Origin of the sequence: Sulfitobacter sp. 1A12157 (assembly GCF_043557345.1) — a bacterium.
In the GTDB taxonomy this organism is placed as follows: domain Bacteria; phylum Pseudomonadota; class Alphaproteobacteria; order Rhodobacterales; family Rhodobacteraceae; genus Sulfitobacter.
Genome location: NZ_JBIFFV010000011.1, coordinates 12,226 through 33,146, shown reverse-complemented (window position 1 = coordinate 33,146; position 20,921 = coordinate 12,226). Strand labels below are relative to the sequence as shown.

17 protein-coding genes are annotated in these 20,921 nt (G+C 60.4%); 12 read left to right on the top strand and 5 right to left on the bottom strand.

The window, feature by feature from the left end:
• The first annotated feature begins 178 nt into the window (after positions 1-178).
• The 8 genes from ACGYLC_RS16420 to ACGYLC_RS16385 all read left to right on the top strand — a co-directional run bounded on the left by ACGYLC_RS16420 (position 179) and on the right by ACGYLC_RS16385 (position 10,634).
• Entirely contained in the window at positions 179-1,240 is a 1,062-nt protein-coding gene (locus ACGYLC_RS16420; RefSeq protein ID WP_085818120.1) for an ImmA/IrrE family metallo-endopeptidase, read from the top strand.
• Positions 1,241-1,247: 7 nt separating this feature from the next.
• Complete coding sequence (locus ACGYLC_RS16415; RefSeq protein WP_085818119.1) at positions 1,248-1,733, top strand: hypothetical protein; 486 nt, start codon at positions 1,248-1,250, stop codon at positions 1,731-1,733.
• Positions 1,734-2,326: 593 nt separating this feature from the next.
• Positions 2,327-3,256 (top strand): DUF2493 domain-containing protein, encoded by a 930-nt coding sequence (locus tag ACGYLC_RS16410; RefSeq protein WP_394423961.1) that lies wholly within the window; start codon positions 2,327-2,329, stop codon positions 3,254-3,256.
• A 99-nt stretch (positions 3,257-3,355) separates the two neighbouring features.
• Entirely contained in the window at positions 3,356-4,405 is a 1,050-nt protein-coding gene (locus ACGYLC_RS16405; protein WP_394423959.1) for a GSU2403 family nucleotidyltransferase fold protein, read from the top strand.
• A gap of 539 nt (positions 4,406-4,944) precedes the next feature.
• On the top strand, positions 4,945-5,151 hold the full coding sequence (locus tag ACGYLC_RS16400) for a hypothetical protein (RefSeq protein ID WP_007120662.1): 207 nt from the start codon (positions 4,945-4,947) through the stop codon (positions 5,149-5,151).
• A 560-nt stretch (positions 5,152-5,711) separates the two neighbouring features.
• Positions 5,712-6,305, top strand: a complete 594-nt coding sequence (locus ACGYLC_RS16395; protein ID WP_394423957.1) for a helix-turn-helix domain-containing protein — start codon at positions 5,712-5,714, stop codon at positions 6,303-6,305.
• Positions 6,292-8,625, top strand: a complete 2,334-nt coding sequence (locus ACGYLC_RS16390) for a relaxase/mobilization nuclease domain-containing protein (RefSeq protein ID WP_394423955.1) — start codon at positions 6,292-6,294, stop codon at positions 8,623-8,625. The genes ACGYLC_RS16395 and ACGYLC_RS16390 overlap by 14 nt, the downstream gene beginning before the upstream one ends.
• 8 nt (positions 8,626-8,633) lie before the next feature.
• The gene (locus ACGYLC_RS16385) at positions 8,634-10,634 is read left to right on the top strand and encodes a type IV secretory system conjugative DNA transfer family protein (RefSeq protein ID WP_394423953.1); all 2,001 of its coding nucleotides are present in this window, start codon (positions 8,634-8,636) and stop codon (positions 10,632-10,634) included.
• A 197-nt stretch (positions 10,635-10,831) separates the two neighbouring features.
• Here ACGYLC_RS16385 and ACGYLC_RS16380 read toward each other — a convergent pair whose 3' ends face one another.
• Positions 10,832-11,257: a helix-turn-helix domain-containing protein gene (locus tag ACGYLC_RS16380; protein WP_243265542.1), complete on the bottom strand. Its 426-nt coding sequence runs from the start codon at positions 11,255-11,257 to the stop codon at positions 10,832-10,834.
• 254 nt (positions 11,258-11,511) lie between these two features.
• On the opposite strand from ACGYLC_RS16380, the gene ACGYLC_RS16375 reads away from it, so the two are divergent.
• The 4 genes from ACGYLC_RS16375 (at position 11,512) to ACGYLC_RS16360 (ending at position 16,989) form a co-directional block, all read left to right on the top strand.
• Positions 11,512-13,773: a heavy metal translocating P-type ATPase gene (locus ACGYLC_RS16375; protein ID WP_394423951.1), complete on the top strand. Its 2,262-nt coding sequence runs from the start codon at positions 11,512-11,514 to the stop codon at positions 13,771-13,773.
• A gap of 19 nt (positions 13,774-13,792) precedes the next feature.
• Positions 13,793-14,260, top strand: a complete 468-nt coding sequence (locus tag ACGYLC_RS16370) for a DUF411 domain-containing protein (RefSeq protein ID WP_271693710.1) — start codon at positions 13,793-13,795, stop codon at positions 14,258-14,260.
• A 38-nt stretch (positions 14,261-14,298) separates the two neighbouring features.
• Positions 14,299-15,243 carry a cation diffusion facilitator family transporter gene (locus ACGYLC_RS16365; RefSeq protein WP_394423950.1) on the top strand — a complete coding sequence of 315 codons (945 nt, stop codon included), beginning with the start codon at positions 14,299-14,301 and terminating at the stop codon, positions 15,241-15,243.
• Between the two features lie 567 nt (positions 15,244-15,810).
• Positions 15,811-16,989 (top strand): ABC transporter substrate-binding protein, encoded by a 1,179-nt coding sequence (locus ACGYLC_RS16360; RefSeq protein WP_394423948.1) that lies wholly within the window; start codon positions 15,811-15,813, stop codon positions 16,987-16,989.
• Between the two features lie 41 nt (positions 16,990-17,030).
• Here the strand turns inward: ACGYLC_RS16360 and ACGYLC_RS16355 are convergent, their stop codons facing one another.
• Genes ACGYLC_RS16355 through ACGYLC_RS16340 form a run of 4 tightly spaced genes read right to left on the bottom strand, consistent with a single transcriptional unit; the run spans position 17,031 to position 20,841 of the window.
• On the bottom strand, positions 17,031-17,513 hold the full coding sequence (locus tag ACGYLC_RS16355) for a TIGR02444 family protein (RefSeq protein WP_394423946.1): 483 nt from the start codon (positions 17,511-17,513) through the stop codon (positions 17,031-17,033).
• Positions 17,510-18,094 carry a UbiX family flavin prenyltransferase gene (locus ACGYLC_RS16350; protein ID WP_394423945.1) on the bottom strand — a complete coding sequence of 195 codons (585 nt, stop codon included), beginning with the start codon at positions 18,092-18,094 and terminating at the stop codon, positions 17,510-17,512. Before ACGYLC_RS16350 ends, ACGYLC_RS16355 begins: the two co-directional genes overlap by 4 nt.
• The gene (locus ACGYLC_RS16345; RefSeq protein WP_394423943.1) at positions 18,091-19,425 is read right to left on the bottom strand and encodes a UbiD family decarboxylase; all 1,335 of its coding nucleotides are present in this window, start codon (positions 19,423-19,425) and stop codon (positions 18,091-18,093) included. Before ACGYLC_RS16345 ends, ACGYLC_RS16350 begins: the two co-directional genes overlap by 4 nt.
• An 18-nt stretch (positions 19,426-19,443) precedes the next feature.
• Entirely contained in the window at positions 19,444-20,841 is a 1,398-nt protein-coding gene (locus ACGYLC_RS16340) for an aldehyde dehydrogenase family protein (RefSeq protein ID WP_394424067.1), read from the bottom strand.
• Between the last annotated feature and the right edge of the window lie 80 nt (positions 20,842-20,921).

Here is a 20,921-nt window from a genome sequence, read left to right as displayed (position 1 = left end):
TGCTACCTCGCTTCGTTGCCTGTCTAACGCCTCTTGGGGCGATTGGGCGGTTTACAAATTTGCCTTCCTTTTGGCCTCGTGTTACAAAATGGGGACAAAAAGCCGCGCTTTCAAGCGTTGCAGTTTACAAAATATCAATCATATGGGTGAAATGTAAACCATCCACTGGGAGGACGTTATGATTGGCAATAGACTCAAAGGAGCCCGGGCGGCATCTGGCCTTTCGCTCCGTGCGCTTTCCGATGCCATGGAGAACAAGGTGTCCGCTCAAGCCATAGGCAAGTACGAGCGCAATGAAGACATGCCCGGATCGGGCGTGCTGCTGAGTCTTGCCCGAGCACTCGAGGTCTCTGTTGATTTCCTGCTGAGCGATGACGAGCTTGAGTTGGAGGGCGTTGAGTTTCGCAAGTCAGCCAGTTCGTCAGCCAAGGAGATCGCGACGATCGAAGCCAAGACGCTCAATATGGTTGAAAAGTACCTGGCTGTCGAAAGCTTGCTGAATCTTTCGAGTCAGGAATGGGATGCCCCGCATGAAGCGCCCTACTGGGTGACCGATGTTCGTGATGCCGAGGACGCGGCTCGCAACATGCGTGCATCTTGGCAGCTTGGTCATGACCCGATTCCAATGCTTGCCGAACTCCTCGAGGAGCACGGGATAAAGGTGTTGTCTCTGGACGTTGATCGGATTGATGGCCTTGCGGCCAAAGTCCGTCGAAAAGAGCATCACTCCGCACGTGTTATCATGATCAAGAAGAAGACCTGGTCTGAGCGGAAGCGCTTCAGTTTGGCTCACGAACTGGGCCACATGGTTCTTAGGGTCGCCGAAGGGTGCGATTCAGAACGCGCCGCAAATCGATTTGCTGGCGCATTCCTCGTTCCGGCAGAAGTGCTTCGGCAGGAGATTGGTGCCCGCAGAACTGACATAAGCATTGGTGAGCTCATTAGTCTGAAGGATCGTTTTGGCGTTAGCATTCAGGCGCTGACGTATCGATGCAAGGATTTGGAGATCATCAACCAGGCAACATTTGCGCGCCTCTTTAAGGTCTATAAGCAACGAGGTTGGCGGGATGAGCCGTTCGAGGAGCCGAATTCCATTCCTTGGGAACGAGAAGAACCGGACCGTTTTCAAAGGTTGTGTTTTCGTGCCCTCTCCGAGGGGTTGATTGGGTTGTCTCGCGCAGCTGAGCTTCTCGAAATACGAGTAAAAGAACTGGAAGAACGTTTGGACCACATGGCATAGTCGCTGTGTGCAAGTTCTTGTTTCTGATACTTCTGTCCTGATCGACATCGAGAGAGCCTCGCTGACCGCGAGGCTCTTTGACCTCCCCTATGATTTCGTTGTTCCAGATATTCTTTATGAAGCGGAACTCCTTGAGTGGATGGGCCCTGATCTGATCGATCTGGGACTGAGAGTGGAGGAGCTTACGCCAGAAGAAACCACACGCGCGACTGAGCTGAAGCGGGCGAAAGCTATGCTGTCGACGCCAGATGTCTTTGCATTTTGCCTCGCGGCTGAGAGGGGCTGGGTTCTCCTTACCGGCGATGGAGCGCTCAGGGTTGAGGCAGAGCGCCAAGAAATCGCGATGCACGGCGTCCTGTGGGTCTTCGATGAGATGGAACGTCACGAGGTTTGTTCGACCGTCCTCCTCAAGTCGGGCCTCGAGGCGGTTCGTGATCACCCGAGATGCAGACTTCCCATTAGGGAAATCAATAGGCGCCTTGCGAGATACTAGCTTGTTTATTCGGCTTGCTGGAAGGAAATTGTTGCGAAGCTCTTCTTCGCTTTAGCCTTGCGGCCTCCCCTGCTCGGCTTCGCGTGTCGCAGGGGAGAACGGCCCTTCGGTCCGTCGCGCATTCGGCCATGCGGCCTCACCGCGGCGTCGCACCCGGCATCCCGGTTTGCCCGCCTCACGAGCACGTCCCTCCCCGGCCGCTCCGCCGGATTGCGCTCTGGTCTGTTTTGCGGGGCAAAACGATCCCGCCGCTGCATCCGTCTCCCGCGTCCGGTCGGGCCGTTTGCCTGCTCGTGTCGGGCAAACCTACCGTCAAAACACACACACATGAGTGTGGAAGCATATCCTCCGGATGGCCCCCAAATCAGCCCGCGTCAAGGATCGCAAAACTTTTCGGCGAGGGCGGGGTCTGTGGCGTTGGGCGGTCCCGTGCGTGAGCGCGCGCGTGTGTCGGGTGCTGCGCGCGGAAAACTTTTGCGCCCGGCAAGCCGGCGGCTGCGCCGTCCCTGACCCGGGCAGATTCGGAAACCAGACATTCGGCCATGCCCCCACACTCACGTGGTGGCTCTATAACAGAACACTGGAGACCAGACATGGCTTACGACACCGCAAACACCTACGAGACCATCGAACTTTTCGGACTGACCGAGAAGGACGCACAGCTGCCGATCCCGGAAGATCACGTCCTGACCGACCACATCATCCGCGAAAGCTTCGAGGCTCTGCTCGGTCCGCTGCGTGGGACCGGGCTCGAGGCAGAAATCGAACCGCTGGCCCATGGGTTGGCGACGATACTGCAGCGGCGCAAGGTGGCACTTGGCAAGGAGATCGACCGCACCGCCGACAAAATCGGCGCGCTGGCAAAATCCCATGACGGATCGGAGATCGCCGAGACCGCGCTCGAAGAAGCGCAGGCGCGCTTTCTGCAGCTGCGCGAGGTCGTCAGCGGCATCGAGGTGATGAGCGAGGCTGCGGCGGAATGCTACGAGATCGAGACGGGCCACGCCTTCATCCCGGCATCCGGGTCGCGCGCAAGCGTCCGGGCGCAAGAAACCGGGGCGGTCTTCGAGGCGCGGCAGCTCCTGGAGCAGCATGACCGCGAAACCGCTGAAAAGTCGAAAGTCGAGGGGGTGCCCCTGATCGTCTCGGGCGCCACCGACTGGACTGATGTTGATGTGATCTTCAACACGCTCGACAAGGTTCGGGAGCGGATAAGGCAGAACCGCAATCAGGAGATCTTCCTCTGCCACAAGGGTGGCAAGCACGGGGCGGAGATGATCGCGGCTCGGTGGGCTCGCGCACGGGGTGTCGCACAAGCGCGTTTCGATCCGCGCTGGTCCGCGCATGGGCGGGCGGCACCGTTCAAGTGCAACGACGAGATGCTGGACGACAAGTTCGCGGCGACGGGGGTTGTGCTCTTCGGCGGCAACGGGGTCGCGCTGAACCTCGGGCAGAAGGCGGAAGCGAAAGGCCTGACGGTCATGCGGGTTGCGGACCCGGCGAAGAAGGCGTCGCAGGATTGAAGAGAGAGGGTCGCCTTCGGGCGGCCCTTTCGTCGTTTCTTATGGGTGTGGACGTTCTCCAAATCACTTTGCCTAGCAATTTCCTGTTTTGATAGGTATATGGATGCCAAGCAAAACTTGGAAATGATAGGCATGACCCCACTCAGCAGCATCGCGATGAGCGCCTATACCGACCTGGTGCGTCTTCTGAAGGACGACGCCTTGTCCGGTGTCGAAGGCAAGCCCACGCTCAAGGAGCGTGGGGATAAGGCCTATTGGTATGCCGCGCGCCGTGTCGGGACGGAGATGCGGTTCATCTATATCGGCGAAGACAGCGACGGGACGCGCGCGCGCATCGACCGGATCGAAGAGCTGCGCGCAACGGCCAAGGATCGGCAGGCGGAACGGTCGCGGCTTGTTCGGCTCTTGCGTGCGGAAGGCATGACGCCCATCGACCGGGCGACCGGTTCCATCCTGTCGGCCATGGCCGCAGCCGGGACCTTCCGTTTGGGTGGCACCATCGTCGGAACCAATGCATTTCGCCTCTATGAAGGCGAGCTTGGTATCCGTCTGCCAATTGGCGGTATGGCCAATACTGGCGACATCGACATCGCGCAGTTCGAGAAGCTCAGCGTTGCGTTGCAGGATCAGGTCGACCCGGGTCTTGCCGAGACGTTCTCAGCGCTCAAATTCGATCCTCTGCCAGCTCTTGACCAAGGTCGGACATGGCGATGGGCCCAGGGTGGCAGCGGCCAACTGGTCGAGTTCCTGACACCGGCGTTCGGGGATGAGACCATCCGTGATCTGCCAGCATTGGGCGTGAACGCCCAAGGATTGAACTATCTCAACTTCCTGATCGCTGAGCCGATCCACGCGGCGGCGATCTATAGATCCGGCGTTCTGGTGCAGGTGCCCCGCCCGGAGCGTTATGCAGTCCACAAACTGATCATTGCCGACCGGCGCCGCGATGGGGCAGGGAGCCTGAAATCCGCGAAGGACCGCGAGCAGGCGGCTTTCCTTATCGAAGCGATGGCCGAGGACCGGCCCGATGATCTGGCTCGGGCCTATGCCACCGCAATGGAGGTTGGGCCGCGCTGGCGGGAACACATCGGCAACTCGCTGAAGCGAATGCCTGATACCAGGGGGATGCTCGACAGCTTGGGCGCGTGATGGCCATAACCGGGTCGCCTTCGGGCGGTCCTTTCGTCAAATCTCATGGCGCGTGCGATCGGTCACACTTGATCTGCATCTCACGGCGTCCAGCACCGTCATCCCTCTACCCAGCCCGTCAGAGTTCGGCCCATCCGCATCGGTACGGGCTGGGGATGGTGCGCACCTAGCACATCGTCAGCAGCGCAAGACGCGAGGGGTCGAGACGTCGCACTTGAGGCTGAAGCCCTGCTCGACCCTCGGGTGGTGTCGCGGAACATCGCATCCACGCGGGCGGGCGTCATCAGCACCCCGGCCAGGTTCGGCAGGACGTGGACGCGGATGGTGGCGACTGCGTGATGGCACAGGTCAATCGGGTCCCTCCTTTTTGCTATGCATGTGGATCGCACGGGGTCGGCCCGTTCGTGCCCTCAGCTCACGCTTCGGCCAGCACAAATACGGCTTCCACGGCGGGGCCGCGGACCCTCCGCATTTGCGCTTGCGACCGGTCCTCTTGCCCCCGTGCTGGGTGATCCTCATCGCAATAAGGAGTAACCCAAATGACCAACCACTACGTCGCCACCGTTCCCGTCAAGTTCACCGATACCGATGGCCAGGAGCGCACCCGATTCCAACGCGTGGGCGCCATGTTCCGCAACACCCGCAACGGGGACGGCTCGGAGTTCTTCAGCCTCAAGCTCGACTTCCCGGTCGCGGTCTCGGAGCTGGTGATGTTCCCACCGAGCGCGAAAGATCCCCAGGACTAAATCCTCTGGCGAGGATGGGCCGCCCCAGGACGATCTTGGGGCGGCCCGATCCCTGTTCCAGGGATGCCGCGTCCGGCGGTCAGATCGCCCGAGGCGACTTCACGAAGCCGTCGGCCGCTGCGCGTTCAACGGACGCACTCCCCCCGAAATGATCAGGCCGCGACAGACCGGCCAGTCAGCCTCAAGGGGGCCATCCACAAAAACAGGCAGGCCATGGCCTCCCGGTTTTTGCGGCAGAGATTTGGCGGAGCCAAATCTGGCCCTCCTTGACCCTGCCTGTCCGCCCTGTCGGTGGGGTTTGCGCGCGCCCGCGGTTCCGTCCGAAAACTTGGTGTTCGGCCAGACTTGCGGGCGGTGCTGGGGAAGGGGGCCTATTGGACAGGTGGGTCGCCCGGTGGCGAGGGGGCAGGCCCGCGTTCCTGCGGTCCGCGGGGGAAGCGGACACCAAGGCTGCCTGAGACTGAAAGCGACGTAAGTATATAATTGACAGTTCAGTATAATATCGTAAGGTGGGGTCAGCCTTGGTGGAAGGTGGCAGGAAATAGGGGGTCTTTCTTCGCATGTCGCGCTCAAAACGTCTCACAGGTGCGGACCGTATGGAGATCGTTCGCGAGGCTGCAGAAGGTGTGAGCACATCGGCCTTGGCGGACCGCTTTGGGGTGTCGGTCCGAGCGATTCAGTACACGCTCAAAGCCGATGCCGAGCGCCAGACGGATGCCGCGATCCCGGTCTCGGCGGTCAGTGTGAAGGTCACGGCTGCGGAGCTTGAGGCGCTCGACGAGGTGTTGGCGAAGGTCGGGATCGAGAGCCGGGCCGAGGGGCTGCGGCGGCTCATTCAAGCGGCCGGCGGGGTGTTCGTTCCGGACGCGCAGATGGCGGCCGAGATGGCGCGCTACCGCGCCTCGCTTCACGAGGTCGGCAATGGCGTCGCGCAGATCGCCAAGCAGATGACACGGGCCAACCTGCAGGGGCAGGGGGCTGATGGTGGCACGCGTGCCGAGTTCTCCGAAATGCGCCTTGCGCAGATGCGGGGCTTGGCCCGGTTCATCCTGGATTCCGCGGATGAGATCGACCTGCTCCTGCGCCGCCGTCGGGACGCGATGCAGCTCGAGGCCACGGCCGCGCTGAGGGAGTTTGCCCATGCGGCTGAATGATGCGGTTGACGCGGTCACCGGGGAGGTCTTCAGGGATGGCTGGAGCCGGATTCGGGGCTCGATGCAGGGGCTGCACGTGGCCAAGCAGAGCCAGCTTGTGCGTGCGGCTGCGGGGCATCGGCCAGCGGTCTTCAAGGCGATCCGGGGCGGGGGTACGCATACCAAATCACAGCTCGCAAACCAGCTCGATTACCTCACCACCAAGTCCACCCATATCGTGGACAGTAGCGGGTTCCTGGATGGCAAGACGAAGCTCGAGGCGGGTGACATCAAGGATCTGACCGAGCGCTTTGCCAAACGGTGGGATGCGGGCTTCAAACCCAAGCTTGGGCAGACCACCCACATGCTCATGTCCTTCCCCATCGGTACGCGGGGCGAGGATGTGCGCGACATCGCAACGGATGTGGCCGAGCGGTTCTTCCAGACCGATGAGGGGCATTTCGACTACATCATCGCGGTGCATGAGGACCGCGATCACCCCCATGCGCATCTGGTGCTGAACCGCCGCTCACAAGAAGGCGAGTTCTTCTTTCTGGGGCGCAACCACCGCTTCAACTATGACGACTTCCGCCTCGCCATGGTCGAGGAGGCGGAAAAGTATGGCGTGCGCCTGGAGGCCACGCGCCGGGTGGATCGCGGGGTTGTGCATTACCCCGCCCGCACCAGCGAGGTCTATGCGGCGAAACAGGAGGGGCGCGCACCCCGCGAGCGCGAACGCGTGGGGCAGGACCTGACCCGGACGCTGGCGGAGATCGCCAACACCAGGACCGTCTACCATTCGCTTGCCGCAGAGGCCTCCCGGGAGGCCCGCGAGGATATTGCCGCAGCCCTCTTCCGCGCGGGCGAGGTGCTGGCGCGGGGCGGGCAGGTGGATCGAACAGGAGATGTGTACATGGCCGAGGATCAGAGTTTCGAGGACCTGAGAAGCCTCTATGCGGAGAAGCTCGCACGGGTGCAGGGCATGATCGCCGAGAAGTCTGACGCCGAACGTCCCGCGCTGGAAAAACGCCTCATCGAGATCCAGACGCAGGTCCAGCACATGCAGCCTCTCGGTTTGCGATCATCCACGCTGTCCGAGGCGGCCTCGGAGGGCGGGATCTATTCCGAGGCCAATATCGACGCCAGCCAGCTTGAGCGTTTGGCCGAGCCGGACCTGAGATCGCGCATTGACGTAGCACTGCGGGGCACTGGGATCAGCACATCGGAAGTGGTGGCCCGGATCGAAACCGGGGCGTCAAATGCAGCGCTTGAGCATCAATGGATCGCCGATGATCTCTCCAAGGTGGCCAAGGCGCGCGATCTGAACCTCGAACGCCGTGCCGATCTGGAAAAGGCGCGCGGCATTCTCAACGATGTGCATGTCAACCTTGGCACTCTTTTGGAACGGGAGAACGTGCTGCGCCGGGACGGTGTCGTGGAAGCCGAACCGGTCAGCGAGCGGTTCCACTATCACGAGGACGCAGTCCGGGAGATGGAAGGGGTAATCCGTCAGGAAATGCGCGCCGACGGCCTGACAGCGCAGCAGATCGAGGACCGGGATTGGGAGGTGGTCTCAAGGGCAGAGCGCCGGATCGAGGCGGAGCAGCGCGCGTATCTCGAGGCACATGCGGAGCTGCTCGCACGCCCTGGCGATGTGATCGACCGGTCTGAGCCCTACCGGGAGACCATCACCGATGTAGCCCGCGCCAGTGCGATCACCCGCGAAGTCGACCGGATCATGGACGGGCGCGATATCCGTACGCCCGTTGCAGATGCTGTCACGGATGACTTGCGCGCGCGCTATCCGGACATGCCGTCCCACTTCGCCGTTGGGCTCGGTGCGACCTATGCCGCCGTCGTCGAGATCCGGGACACGGAGGCCATCAATCAGGTTCGCCGCGACAACGAGTTGCGCGAGGGGCTTGGGGTTGGCACGCGTGACGAACGTCTAGCCACCCGCGATGAAACGGCGCCGCAGACTGACCGTACCGACCGCCTCGCAGACGAGATTGCGCGTGTTCTGGATCATGAACGGGCCGGGGAGCTGTCCGCGCCCTTCGAGACCGAGGCGGAGCGGGGCGCCTTCCGCGAGGAGATCGCGCGGGTGCTGGATGAACGCCAATTGGGCCGCCTCACATCCGGCGATGCCGATGCGCTGGACAAGGTTCTCGAGGACCGTCTCGACCGGCTCTACGTCGCCAAGGTCTACCTGCAATCTGATGCCGCGACGGCTAACACGGACGCCTTGCGCCAGGTGGTCGATGAACTCGCCGACGCCGAATACGAAAAACACCGCACGACAGACGTGGATGGCGAAACCGAGCGGGGACAGGTCCATTGAGCGCCGCCATGGGAAAAGCGCGGATCGCCACCGGCGTTTTGCTGGTAACGCTGGTGACCGCCGCCATAGGATACACCATCGCCTCGGCGGTGCTGACATACCAGGATCTGGGCTTCGGGGCCGAAATCGACTTTGCCTATATCGCGCAGAACTATCTGGCGATCCTCGATCGCCGCCCAGAGGATGCCCAACTCATCCACCTGATCATCGGCAGCTTCGCCGCAGCTGGCTTGATGCTGAGCCTTGCTCTCTCGGGATCCGCCCTGACACGGTTTGGCCAGACCCATTGGCAGAGCGCGCGCGAAATGAAGGCAAACGGTTTTTTTGGAGAGCCAGGGACCGGATTCATCCTCGGCAAACTCGGCAATCCTAAATCCCGCGCGAAATACATTTGCTCCAAGGTCTTCCCGCATGCGCTGATCGTGGCTCCCACGGGTCGCGGCAAGACCACGGGCTTTGTCATTCCGAACCTGCTGATCTGGCAGGGCTCCGCAGTGACGCTCGATGTGAAGGGGGAATGTTTCGAGGCCACGGCGCGGCACCGCGCAGCCCAGGGCGACAAGGTTTATCGCTTTGCCCCCACCGATTGGGAGGGCAAGCGCACGCATCGCTACAACCCGCTCCTGCGCATCTTTGAGCTGAAAGATCCCGCGCGCCAGCAGATGGAACTGCAACTCCTCGCGACGCTCTTTCTGCAAAGCGACAATGACCGGGTGCAGGGCCTCCTTAAAGGCGGGATCGATCTCTTCGTGGCAGCAGGCCTGTTGGCGTTCCAGCGCAAACGTCCGACCCTGGGCGAAGTCTACCGCATCGCGGCCTCGGGCGGGAACAAGCAGAAGGAGTATTTCGCGCGGGGTCACGAGGTCGACAACAGGGCGGCCAAACTGATCTTCACGCGGCTCGCTTCGACCAATAACGACACGCTGACCTCCTATGTCTCGCTCCTGATGACCTCGGGGCTCGACCAATGGCAGAACCCTGCCATCGACGAGGCGACGGCGGTGTCGGATTTTGATTTCCGGACGATCCGCAAGAAACCCTTCTCGGTCTATCTCGTGGTCCAGCCACTTATGGTGAAGCCGCTGGCGCCGCTGATCCGCCTCTTCTTCTCCGATCTCCTCTCGGCCATGCAGGAAAAGGATCCAGGGCCAGACGAGCCGTGGCCCGTCATGATCATGCTCGATGAGTTCAATCGCTTGGGCAAAATGCCTATCGTGGTCGAGAGCATAGAGACCCTGCGGACCTATCGTGGACATTTGGCAGTTGTCACCCAAACCATCCCTGCCCTCGATGAAATCTACGGCGAAAACACCCGCCGCGCCCTGCAGGGCAACGCGGGCGTGAAGCTCTATCTGACGCCTTCTGACGAGAAGACCGTCGAGGAGTTGAGCAAGGCGGTCGGCAAGACCACCAAGACTGTCGTCACGCGGTCGCAATCCATCGGCAAAAACCCCTTCGAGGGCCGAAGCCAATCCACACGGACCGAAGAGAGCTCTCTGCTACCCGAAGACGAGGCGCGCCGCCTGCCGCTCGACGAGATCGTCATGGTCATCGATGCGCAGATGCCCGTACGTGCGAAGAGAATCCAGTATTTTGACGATCGGCTGTTCAAGGCGATCCACGCGGCGCAGACGGGCGAGTTGCCGTTCCCGGAACCGGGGGGAGGTGGGTCGCAGGGCACGCTGCCGCTGAGCATGCGCGCCATGCCGATGACACCGCCACCGGACGGCCCCCGTGGTTCTGAAGCTGATGTGGAGCGGGCACGCGAGGGCGTTGACGGTCAACCGTCAGGGCAATCTGATGTAGTTCCAAAGAAGACCGCGCCTGTCGTTCAAGCCGTTATCGCCGAGGAACAGCGCCAGATGGAGATGGATTTTGGGGGACAGCTTGCGGATGCCGAGACAGTGGGGGTGGATGATGAGGCGCAGATGCGCTCTGCCGTTGATGGCTTGGACGATATGGAAGCGATGCTGCGAGAGGGGGATGTCGAAAAGCTGGTTGCTCGATAGCGTGGTGTGCATCGCCATCTTTCAGGGAGGGCGGAAACCAGACACTCGCTGCAAATTGCACAAAGGTCAGCTTTGCCGAAAGCAGGCTCAGCAGCCCTGACACCAGCTACAGCGGCAACCTCTTGCAACTCTCAGACCGGGAAACACCCTAATGTATTTGCCAATGCCGCAAGCGGATAGAGGGGGGGCAGCGGGCATCAGGCGGTGGGCCCGTGATCGGCAAGACATTCCTCATGGTCGCGCAGCACCTCAAGAATGCGACAATCAGCCACCCGATCCGCATTGCAGGCACCGATCATGCGTAGCAATTCAACGCGGAGGGCCTCGAGCCGCACCAGCCGCGCCTCGACGTCGCGAAGTTGCCTTTGGGCGATGGCATCGACCTGCGCACAGGACCGGTCTGGCGTGTCTGAGAGGTCCAACAACTCTCGGATCGCCTCGAGCGAAAAGCCGAGCTGGCGGGAATGGCGGATGAAGGAGAGGCGGTCCAACTCAGCATCGCCGTAACGCCGCTGGCCGCCTTCGGTCCGGCCGGGCTCGGGCATCAGACCGATCTGTTCGTAATACCGGATCGTCTGCACTTTGGTGCCGGTCCGTTTTGCGAGTGTGCCGATCGCGAGCATATCTGACCCCTTTCATTCTACAGTCTCTGTAGGTTTTTTGAAGGGTGTCGCACAAGCCGGCAGTTCGTGAACTGGATGACACTCAACGCTGAGATTTCTGCAAATCGTTGTATCACGTTCCGCCACGCGGCCATTCTCGCAGCCTATTGCAAAGAAGGATGATCGGGAGAAGAAAAGTTAAACAAACCACTTGAAGCTACAGTTGCTGTAGGTCGTATCTCTGTGTCTGACGGTGAATCGGATTGGAAGCAGACATGACGGACGGGAGCACAGCACAACGGGAATGGCGCGTCACGGGGATGGACTGCGGCGCCTGCGCGGCCAAGGTGCGCGGCGCGGTGGAGCGCTTGCCCGGGGTCGCGGATGTCGATGTCGCGCTGATGTCAGAACGGCTGTGCCTGACGCTGGATAAGAATGAGACCTCGCCCGAGCGGATCGAGAAGGCCGTGCGCGGCATCGGTTTTGGCATCTCTCCAAAGGGGGCACAGGCAGAGAGGCCGAAGGGCGGTTTCATCCTGCCGGACGATGCAGTGATCGGTGGGACAGCGGCATCACCTCAAGCGCATGCGCCCGAAGAGATGCCAGACCCCGCTTGGTATCAAACCGCGAAAGGCCGCTTGGTCCTCGGCAGCGGCGCTCTGCTCGCAATGGCATGGGCCTCGCGGCTTGTCCTGCCTGCTGAGGTTTCGCATTGGGGCTTTGTCATCGCCACGTTGATCGGGCTTATTCCCGTCGCGCGCCGGGCCTTTGCCATGGCGCGGGTGGGCATGCCCTTTACAATCGAAATGCTCATGACCATCGCCGCCAGTGGCGCGCTTGTGATCGGAGAGCCGGAAGAAGCCGCGCTGGTGGTCTTTCTCTTTGCCGTGGGCGAATTGTTGGAAGGTGTCTCTGCCGGGAAGGCCCGCAACAGCATCCGTGCGCTGACCAAGCTGGTGCCGAAAACGGCGCGGCTTGAGGTGGGCAACAAGACGCGGGAGGTGGCGGCAGAGGCGCTCAGCGTCGGCCAGATTGTGCAGGTGCGCCCCGGGGACCGGGTGCCCTGTGACGGCGAGGTGGTCAGCGGAACTTCGGGCGTAGACGAAAGCCCCGTTACCGGCGAAAGCGTGCCGCGCCTTAAGGAGCCGGGTGCGGATGTCTTTGCCGGATCGATCAACACAGAAGCGTTGCTGCGCATCCGAGTCACAAAGGTTGCGGCGGACAACACCATCGCGCGTATTGTGCGGCTGGTGGAAGAGGCCGAGAGCGCCCGCGCGCCGACCGAGCGCTTCATCGATCGGTTCAGCCGCGTCTACATGCCTGCCGTGGTCGGTATGGCCGCTTTAGTGGCCGTGGTGCCGCCGCTTGTCTTTGGTGGCGCCTGGGGCGAATGGATCTATCGGGCGCTGGCTCTGTTGCTGATCGGCTGCCCCTGCGCGCTGGTGATCTCGGTGCCTGCGTCGATCACCTCGGCCCTGTCCACCGGGGCGCGCAACGGGTTGCTGATGAAGGGCGGCGCAGTGATCGAAGCGGCGGCGCGGGTCACCCATGTGGTTTTTGACAAGACTGGAACGCTGACCCACGGCAAGCCCCGCGTAACTGATGTTCAGGTGCTTGTGGGAAATGAAGCCGATCTTCTGGCCCTCGCCGCTGGAGTTGAGAACGGTGCGAGCCACCCGCTCGGCCAAGCGATTTGCGGTGCGGCTGAGGCACGCGACATCGACCCCGCCGCAGCGACACAGTCCCGCGCCTTGCCCGGCAAAGGGGCCGAGGCGGTGATCGCGGGGGCAACCATCTGCGTCGGCTCGCCGCGTTTGGCGGCAGAACGCGGGGCGCTGTCAGAGACTTTGCGCGCCCGGGTCGAGACGCTCGAAGCGCAGGGCAAGACCGTGGTGATTGTCTTGCGCGATAACGAGGCCCAAGGCCTCGTTGCTCTTCGCGATGAACCCCGCGCCGATGCGGCAGAAGCAGTGGCGCAATTGAACGCTTTGGGTATTTCATCGGTGATGCTCACCGGGGACAACCGGCGCACCGCTGCGGCCATTGCAGAGGGGCTGGGCATCGACCACCGCGCTGAATTGATGCCGGAGGATAAGGTTGCGGCCATTCAAAACCTCACGGCTGAGGCGAAGGTCATGATGATCGGCGACGGCATCAATGATGCCCCTGCATTGGCCGCAGCGCACGTGGGCGTCGCAATGGGCTCCGGCACCGATGTGGCGCTCGAGACTGCCGATGCCGCGATCTTGCGTGACCGGGTGACAGATGTGCCCGGCCAGATCCGTCTCGCCCGCGCCGCGATGGGCAATATCCGGCAGAACATCGCCATCGCGCTTGGGCTGAAAGCCGTGTTCCTTGTCACCACGGTGCTTGGCATCACCGGCCTCTGGATTGCGATCCTGGCGGATACTGGCGCGACTGTTCTGGTAACGCTCAACGCCCTGCGGCTGCTGTTTTTCCGGTCAACTACCGCCGAGCGGTTGGCCGAGCCCGGTTGCCGCCCTACAACCCATGCAACCAACGAAACGACAGTCTGAACCTTTGGAAGGATTTTACATGACCCTCACACGACGCAGCCTGCTGGCCTGTTCCGCAAGCTTTGCCGCCGCCGCACCATTTGCGGCATGGGCCGAAGACAAGCCCGCCATCCACGTGATGAAAGACCCCAACTGCGGCTGCTGTTCGGCGTGGATCGAGATTCTGGAGAACGAGGGTTTTGCCGTGACGACCGAGCGCAGCTTGGGAACGCTCTTGATCAAATACAAGCAAGACAACGGCATCCCGCAGGACATGGCCTCTTGTCACACCGGAAAGATTGACGGCTATATGATCGAAGGGCACGTCCCGCCCGCCGACATCCGTAAATTGCTTGCCGAGCGCCCGGATGCCATCGGCCTTGCCGTGCCGGGGATGCCCTATGGTTCGCCGGGGATGGGGCCGGAGAGTGAGCGCGACGCCTATGATGTCTATCTGATTGCTCGCGATGGCAACAGCGAGGTGTTCACAAGCTACGAGGCTGCCTAAATCGCAGCGGACTTGGACCAAACAAGCAGGAAGCGCGCATGGCGCATGATCACGCCCATATTGACCCCGAAAGCGGGGACCGCAGAGTATCACTGGCCATCTGGGCGAATGCCCTTCTGACTGTGGCGCAGATCGTGGGCGGTGTCTTTGCGGGGTCGCTCGCCCTTATCGCGGACGCGCTTCACAATTTTTCAGACATGGCCTCCTTGGTGATCGCCTTTGTGGCTCGCAAAATCGCACGGCGTCCGGCAGATGCGCGGATGACCTTTGGCTATGGCCGGATCGAAATCGTTGCCGCGCTGATCAACTACACCACGCTTATTCTTGTCGGGGTCTATCTGATCTACGAGGGCGGGATGCGCATGATTGATCCGCCGCAAGTGGCGGGCTGGACGGTGGTCATTCTGGGCGGGGTCGCGCTGGTGGTTGATACGATGACGGCGCTGCTGACCTATTCGATGCAAAGGGGTAGCGTGAACATCAGGGCATTGTTCTTGCATAACCTGTCAGACGCTCTGGCCTCGGTCGCGGTGATTATCGGCGGCACGCTCATCATCCTTTACGACCTGCGTTGGGTTGATCCCGCGATCACCATCGGTATCGCGCTTTATATCCTTTATCTGGCACTCACTGAAATCGGCGGTCCGATCCGTATGCTGATGCTGGGTAGCCCGCCTGACATGGATGCAGGCGCAGTGGTCGACGCGATGACTGATGTCGATGGGGTCCGGGATGTGCATCACGTCCATCTCTGGCAGATGCAGGAGCATGAGGTGGCGCTTGATTGTCATGTAGTGTTGATGGGGCGAGATTGGACGGACTTTGAAGCTGTAAAGCAGGCGGTCAAGAAAAAGCTCGCGGATGACTTCGGCATCACCCACTCGAGCCTTGAGTTTGAAACCTCAGATAATGCCCATCAGGGTGCCGCGTTGTTTGGCCATAAAGACGGTGGAAACAACGCCGGCGAAGAACCTGGTGCATAAACATCTTGAGATGCCGAACAGCGTGGCAGCACGTTTCACTTGGCCAGTTTCCGACCTTTAATGCATTTCGGTAGACGCTACGGTTTCTATAACTTCTCAATAATGGGTGTGGGCAAAGTCCGGTTTGGCGTGCCGCACCGTATCATAAGGTATAATCGGTGAAGATCTGCTAAGGGTCGACCGTGCCGGCCAAGCTTTTGGCGCAACCGCGAAGAACTCCGTCCCTCATGCGGTCAGCTGGGGCTCGAAGCCGTCATTCGCTGCAGACATCATCAAGGTCGGCTAAAGGCGGAAACCGGACTTTCGCCGCGGCGCGCACAATTTGCCAAAAAACGGGGAAGAAGTCTCCATTAGAAATGCCGAGGTGATGGCTCTGGAATTATCGACCCCAAGGTAACTCTGATCCAAGATGTTAGGCCCTTATTCGCAAATTTGACGACCGTTCAAAGAAGCCAGAGGGCTTACGAAATTAACTGGTGATTTTAGTCTTCCTTATCGGGCTCGATACATTAGCCCTGATCGCCATCTTAACCGATGCCTTATAAGAGACAGTTGGAGGACACCTACATGAAATATGTTGCACCCGCAGTCGTCATCGCCGCGCTCGCGATGCCCGCTCTTGCCGAAGAAGTCAAGATCGGCGTGATGTTGGGCTTTACCGGGCCCGTAGAGTCAATGACGCCGCAAATGGCCGCAGCGGCAGAACTGGCCATGAAAGAGGCAAGCGAAACAGAGCTTTTTCTAAACGGTAGCACGCTTACTCCGGTCCGGGGTGACAGCACTTGCATCGACGCAAGCGCGGCAACCGCAGCTGCGGAACGCCTGGTCACATCAGATCGCGTTAAGGGCATTGTCGGTGCGGCCTGTTCCGGCGTTACTACGGCGATCTTGCAAGGTGTGGCACGTCCCAACGGCATCGCTATGGTGTCACCCGCTTCCACGTCACCGGCCCTGTCGACGGTAGAGGATGACGGATTGTTCTTTCGCACATCGCCTGCTGATACGCGGCAAGGAGAGATCATGTCGGAAATCCTCACGGATCGGGGTGTGAAATCTGTCGCGGTGACCTTTACCAACAATGACTATGGCAAGGGTCTGTCGGATGCTTTCAAGACCGCTTTCGAAGATGCAGGCGGCGAAGTTACAATAACCGCATCGCATGAGGATGGAAAATCAGACTATTCGGGAGAGGTCGGTGCGCTGGCTTCTGCGGGGGGCGAAGTATTGGTTGTCGTGGGCTATATCGACCGGGGTGGCGCGGCGATCACCCAGCAAGCGCTGGACAGCGGTGCCTTCAACCGCTTTCATTTCGCGGACGCCATGATCGGTGACGCGCTGGAAGAACAATTCGGTACTGTTATCGATGGATCCACCGGCCAGTTTTCGGGTACAGACAGCCCGGGCGTCAACATGCTTGTGGAAATGGTCGGTAATGAATTTGACGGCACATCCGCCTATACGCCCGAAACCTATGACGCGGCGGCGTTGATGATTCTGGCGATGCAGGCGGCTGGGTCTACGGATGCATTCGAGTATAAATCGCACTTCTTTGATGTGGCAAACGCACCGGGCGAAAAAATCTATCCTGGGGAATTGGACAAGGCGCTGAAGATCCTGAGCGAAGGCGGCGAGATTGATTATGAAGGCGGCTCGGCGGTCGAACTGATCGGCTCCGGCGAAAGCGCCGGGAACTTCCGCGAGATCGAGATCATCGACGGCAAGGCCGAGACGGTGAACTTTCGCTAAAAGCGACAGTGTGAAAACCCCGGCCTGCCGGGGTTTTCAGTCTAAAGGCAAAGTGCAGCCAATCGGTTCAGCGCATCGCCTTCCATTGCCAGTACGGGCATCAGACGTTGCGCATTTTGGATCATATCGGCGTGAGTGTTCACACCCGCTTCAGTCGCCAGATCCCGTGCCATACGAAAAAGTATCGCCTGTTCGATCTGTTCGGTTTGCACCTCCAGCTCTTTGATCGCTTGTCTGACCGGGTCTTCGGGATTTCCAGGCGGGGGGCGTCGCGCGATCCGCGCGCGGCGCAGGGGTTTCACCACTGTTTCATGCCAATCGACGACAGCATCCAACGCCACAAGGCTTTTGGTGATGCGGCCTCTCTCATGCCCAAGCCAGAGGGCAAAAAGCAATAGATTGACATCGATGCCGGTGCGGTCTTGCAAGTCCAGACAAGCTGTTGCCACGCTGGGCCGGGAGTAGCGGTCTAGCGAGAACTGCCAGAACGGATTGTCCAGTGCCGGATCGTCAAAGAAGCTCATGCCGGCGGTGCGGATTTGCCCAAGCCCGCCCAACGTTGGATCGGCGCGCGGATGCCGAACTGGTCCAGCGTCCGTCCCACGGTGAAGGACACCATGTCGTCCAACGTATCGGGCTTCGCATAGAACGCGGGCACTGGCGGCGCGATAATCGCGCCCATCTCGGCGGCCGCCGTCATGCTGCGCAGATGTCCCAGATGCAGCGGCGTTTCGCGCACCATCAACAGCAACGGGCGACGTTCCTTGAGCGTGACATCCGCCGCACGGGTCAGCAAGGTCGACGTGACGCCGGTCACGATTTCCGACAGCGTCCGCACCGAACAAGGCGTGATCATCATACCGTCTGCCGGAAACGAGCCGCTGGCGATGGTGGCGCCGACATTGCCGATGGCGTGCAACTGATCGCACAGCGGTTCCAAATCGCGGATCCCGATGTCCAGTTCATCACGCAGAGTCAGTTCCGCTGAACGGCTGGCAACCACATGGGTTTCCACCCCCGCCGCGCGCAGCATCTCCAGCGCACGGATGCCATAGATCGCGCCACTGGCCCCGGAAAATCCGACAATAATACGTTTTCCGCTCATGGTTTCAGATATTGCGTGAGATCGATATCGGCCACCCCCGGTACGGATTTGCGGGCAAATTCCGCTTCGCGGCCCCAAGGCATTGTCGCATCGATAGTCAGGCGGCCCCAGTGGTCTTTCTTCTCGTCACGGTAAAAGCCGGGGAAGTCATGCAGAACCTGTGCGCGAGTGTCGGCGCGTCCGCGTGTCATATAGGCCCACATCACATCATCCAGATTATAGATGTCGACATCGGAATCCACCGCGATCACGACTTTGTTGTAATCCAGATGCGAGCCAAGTGCTGCAAGGATCGCGTGTTTGCCGTGACCTTCATACTGCTTGTCGATCTTGATGATCGAGATCATCACATTCGGCTTGCAGCTGACGTCCAGCACCCCCGGCACCATGCGAGACACATGGCCATAGACCTTGGCCGCAATCACCGCTTCCAGCGGGCGCAGATCTTCGTTCGATCCGCAAAGCAGTCCGTGCAGCACGGCATCACGGCGGCGCTCAACATGGGTGACTTCAAAGACGTGGTTATCACCAACTTCAACATAGAACCCCATGAATTCGCCGAACGGGCCTTCGGGACGGCGTTCGTTGGGCAAGAACCGGCCCTCGACGACGATGTCCACGCTTGCAGGCACCTCAAGGCCGATTGTTTTGCACTTGCGCATGGCGATTTTTTCGCCCCGGATCTGTGCGGCCATTGCCAATTCGCTGGCGTCGATGGGCAGCGAGGCACAGGCACCCAGAAACAGCTCCGGCGGGCAGGATAGCAGCAGCGCGGCCTCCAATGGCTCGCCCTTTGCCTCGGCCCGCTTCTGGTACTGGGTCAGGTCATGCGGCCCGCCCAGACGCACCCGCAGTTCGTCATCGCTGATCTGCTGGGAGCGGTGAAATGACAGATTCGGGACGCCGGTGTCCGGATCGTTTGCCAGATAAACGGCCGAGGTAAAATAAGCGCCACCGTCCCTGCCGTGCCACGTCAGCGCAGGCAGATCGCTCAGCTTGCAAGTGATGAATTCGCCATCGACATCCGCCTTGGCTGGCACATAGACTGTCTCGTCCTTGGCACCCAGGCAGGCTTCGGTCAGTTCGATCCACCTTGCGCAGAAGGATTGGCCCGGCGCCGCACCGACCATCCGCAGCAACCTTTCATGGCTGCCATAGATGTTCGACACGACAGGGATGTCAGAGCCGGCAACATCATGGAACATCACCACTTCGTTGCTGCTATCCTGAAGTGCCTTGGTTACGGCGGCCAGTTCGAATTCGGGATTAACCTGCCGTTCCACGTGCTTCAGATCACCGTGTTCTTCAAGGTTCTTGAGTAGATGTTGCATATCGATCCTCCCCCCGGTTCAGGCAGCGGTCTTTTGTGAGCGAATGACAAGCGCCTTCTTGCGCATGAACCGCATGAACCCGCCGGGACCATAACGGCTGCCACCAAGCCCCGATGCGCCGAATGCTGTTTTCTCGGCCTGCGAAACACCGCCCATGGTGTCGAAATCGTTGATCCAGATGCCTCCGGCGTTAAGCTGTTCGCCCACGCGAATGGCCTCGTCTTCGTCACCGATCACGGTGGCGCTGAGGCCATAAATGGTCTCATTGGCAAGGCGCACGGCCTCGGACGTGTCATTGAACCGCATGATTGGCACAATCGGACCAAAGGTTTCGTCCTGCATGATTTTCATCGTGTGATCGACGTCGATCAAAACAGTCGGTTCGCACCACAATCCGCCATTGGAATTGATGATCTTGCCGCCGGTCAGGATTTTGGCCCCCTTGGCAACCGCATCATCCAATTGATCCTGAAGGATTGCGGCCTGTTTGTGAAAAATGACCGGGCCAAGCGGACCGGAATCCGCCGCATCGGTGTTCATTTTCTGCTTTTGCATTTCTTCCACGACGGCCTCGGTCAGTCGGTCTGCAAGGTCAGCATCAACGTAAACCCGTTCAATCGCACAACACAGTTGTCCGCTGTTTTCTACCGCACCGCGCACGATGATCTCGGCGGCGTTGTCCACATCGGCGTTCCCAAGAACGATTGCCGCATCGTTGCCCCCCAACTCAAGGAAGGCAGTTTTGAACTGATCCGCGGCACGCTTTTGCACAATCTGGCCAGTGGGCACACTGCCGGTAAAGACCAGTGTGTCGGTCAGATCAATCACGTCACCCCCGACCTCGACACCACCTTCCACAAGAACAAGCACATCGCGCAGGGCGTCCACTTCGGCTATGGCGGTACGGAAGGTGGGGATGAAACGCGGCGTGACCTCGCTTGGCTTGATCATCACGGCAGAACCGGCAAGCAACGCGGTAATGGCGTCAATCATGCACAGGATCAGCGGATAATTCCACGGTGAGATGATCCCCACCAGCACATGCGGCACATATTGCTGCTGGAACCTCAGGCTGGCATCGGACCCGGATTGCCCGGTGATTTGCGCCATTGCATCCGCCGCCGTCGCACAGCGCATCTGCGTGATGCCCTTCAACCCTTCCAACTCGGCAACCGACATATCATAGCGTCCGGTGTCGTCCGTCAGTTTGCCAATGATCTCATCGCGGTGCTTTTCAACGGCGTCACAAAGCGCAAGCATTGCATCGCACCGCGCGGCCAGAGAAAGCTGTACCCAGTTCTCTTGGGCTTTGCGCATTTTGGCTGCAATAGTTTCCAGCTCCTCCCGGCTTTGCGGCTGAACGTAGTAGTCGACCTCGCCAGTGCGGGGATTGGTAACTTCTATTTTCTTGCGCATGTCGGGCACCTCATTGTCATTGAACGTGAACACGGCCGATAATCTCTGGCCGACGATTACGCACAACATAGCAGATCTCC

Excerpts from the sequence above, each read along its gene's own strand:
- ACGYLC_RS16420 (WP_085818120.1), top strand. The coding sequence starts at position 179 with ATGATTGGCAATAGACTCAAAGGAGCCCGGGCGGCATCTGGCCTTTCG.
- ACGYLC_RS16390 (WP_394423955.1), top strand. The coding sequence starts at position 6,292 with ATGCGGCTGAATGATGCGGTTGACGCGGTCACCGGGGAGGTCTTCAGG.
- ACGYLC_RS16385 (WP_394423953.1), top strand. The coding sequence starts at position 8,634 with ATGGGAAAAGCGCGGATCGCCACCGGCGTTTTGCTGGTAACGCTGGTG.
- ACGYLC_RS16380 (WP_243265542.1), bottom strand. The coding sequence starts at position 11,257 with ATGCTCGCGATCGGCACACTCGCAAAACGGACCGGCACCAAAGTGCAG.
- ACGYLC_RS16405 (WP_394423959.1), top strand. The coding sequence starts at position 3,356 with ATGGATGCCAAGCAAAACTTGGAAATGATAGGCATGACCCCACTCAGC.
- ACGYLC_RS16340 (WP_394424067.1), bottom strand. The coding sequence starts at position 20,841 with ATGCGCAAGAAAATAGAAGTTACCAATCCCCGCACTGGCGAGGTCGAC.
- ACGYLC_RS16410 (WP_394423961.1), top strand. The coding sequence starts at position 2,327 with ATGGCTTACGACACCGCAAACACCTACGAGACCATCGAACTTTTCGGA.
- ACGYLC_RS16350 (WP_394423945.1), bottom strand. The coding sequence starts at position 18,094 with ATGAGCGGAAAACGTATTATTGTCGGATTTTCCGGGGCCAGTGGCGCG.
- ACGYLC_RS16375 (WP_394423951.1), top strand. The coding sequence starts at position 11,512 with ATGACGGACGGGAGCACAGCACAACGGGAATGGCGCGTCACGGGGATG.
- ACGYLC_RS16345 (WP_394423943.1), bottom strand. The coding sequence starts at position 19,425 with ATGCAACATCTACTCAAGAACCTTGAAGAACACGGTGATCTGAAGCAC.
- ACGYLC_RS16400 (WP_007120662.1), top strand. The coding sequence starts at position 4,945 with ATGACCAACCACTACGTCGCCACCGTTCCCGTCAAGTTCACCGATACC.
- ACGYLC_RS16365 (WP_394423950.1), top strand. The coding sequence starts at position 14,299 with ATGGCGCATGATCACGCCCATATTGACCCCGAAAGCGGGGACCGCAGA.
- ACGYLC_RS16370 (WP_271693710.1), top strand. The coding sequence starts at position 13,793 with ATGACCCTCACACGACGCAGCCTGCTGGCCTGTTCCGCAAGCTTTGCC.
- ACGYLC_RS16355 (WP_394423946.1), bottom strand. The coding sequence starts at position 17,513 with ATGAGCTTCTTTGACGATCCGGCACTGGACAATCCGTTCTGGCAGTTC.
- ACGYLC_RS16395 (WP_394423957.1), top strand. The coding sequence starts at position 5,712 with ATGTCGCGCTCAAAACGTCTCACAGGTGCGGACCGTATGGAGATCGTT.
- ACGYLC_RS16360 (WP_394423948.1), top strand. The coding sequence starts at position 15,811 with ATGAAATATGTTGCACCCGCAGTCGTCATCGCCGCGCTCGCGATGCCC.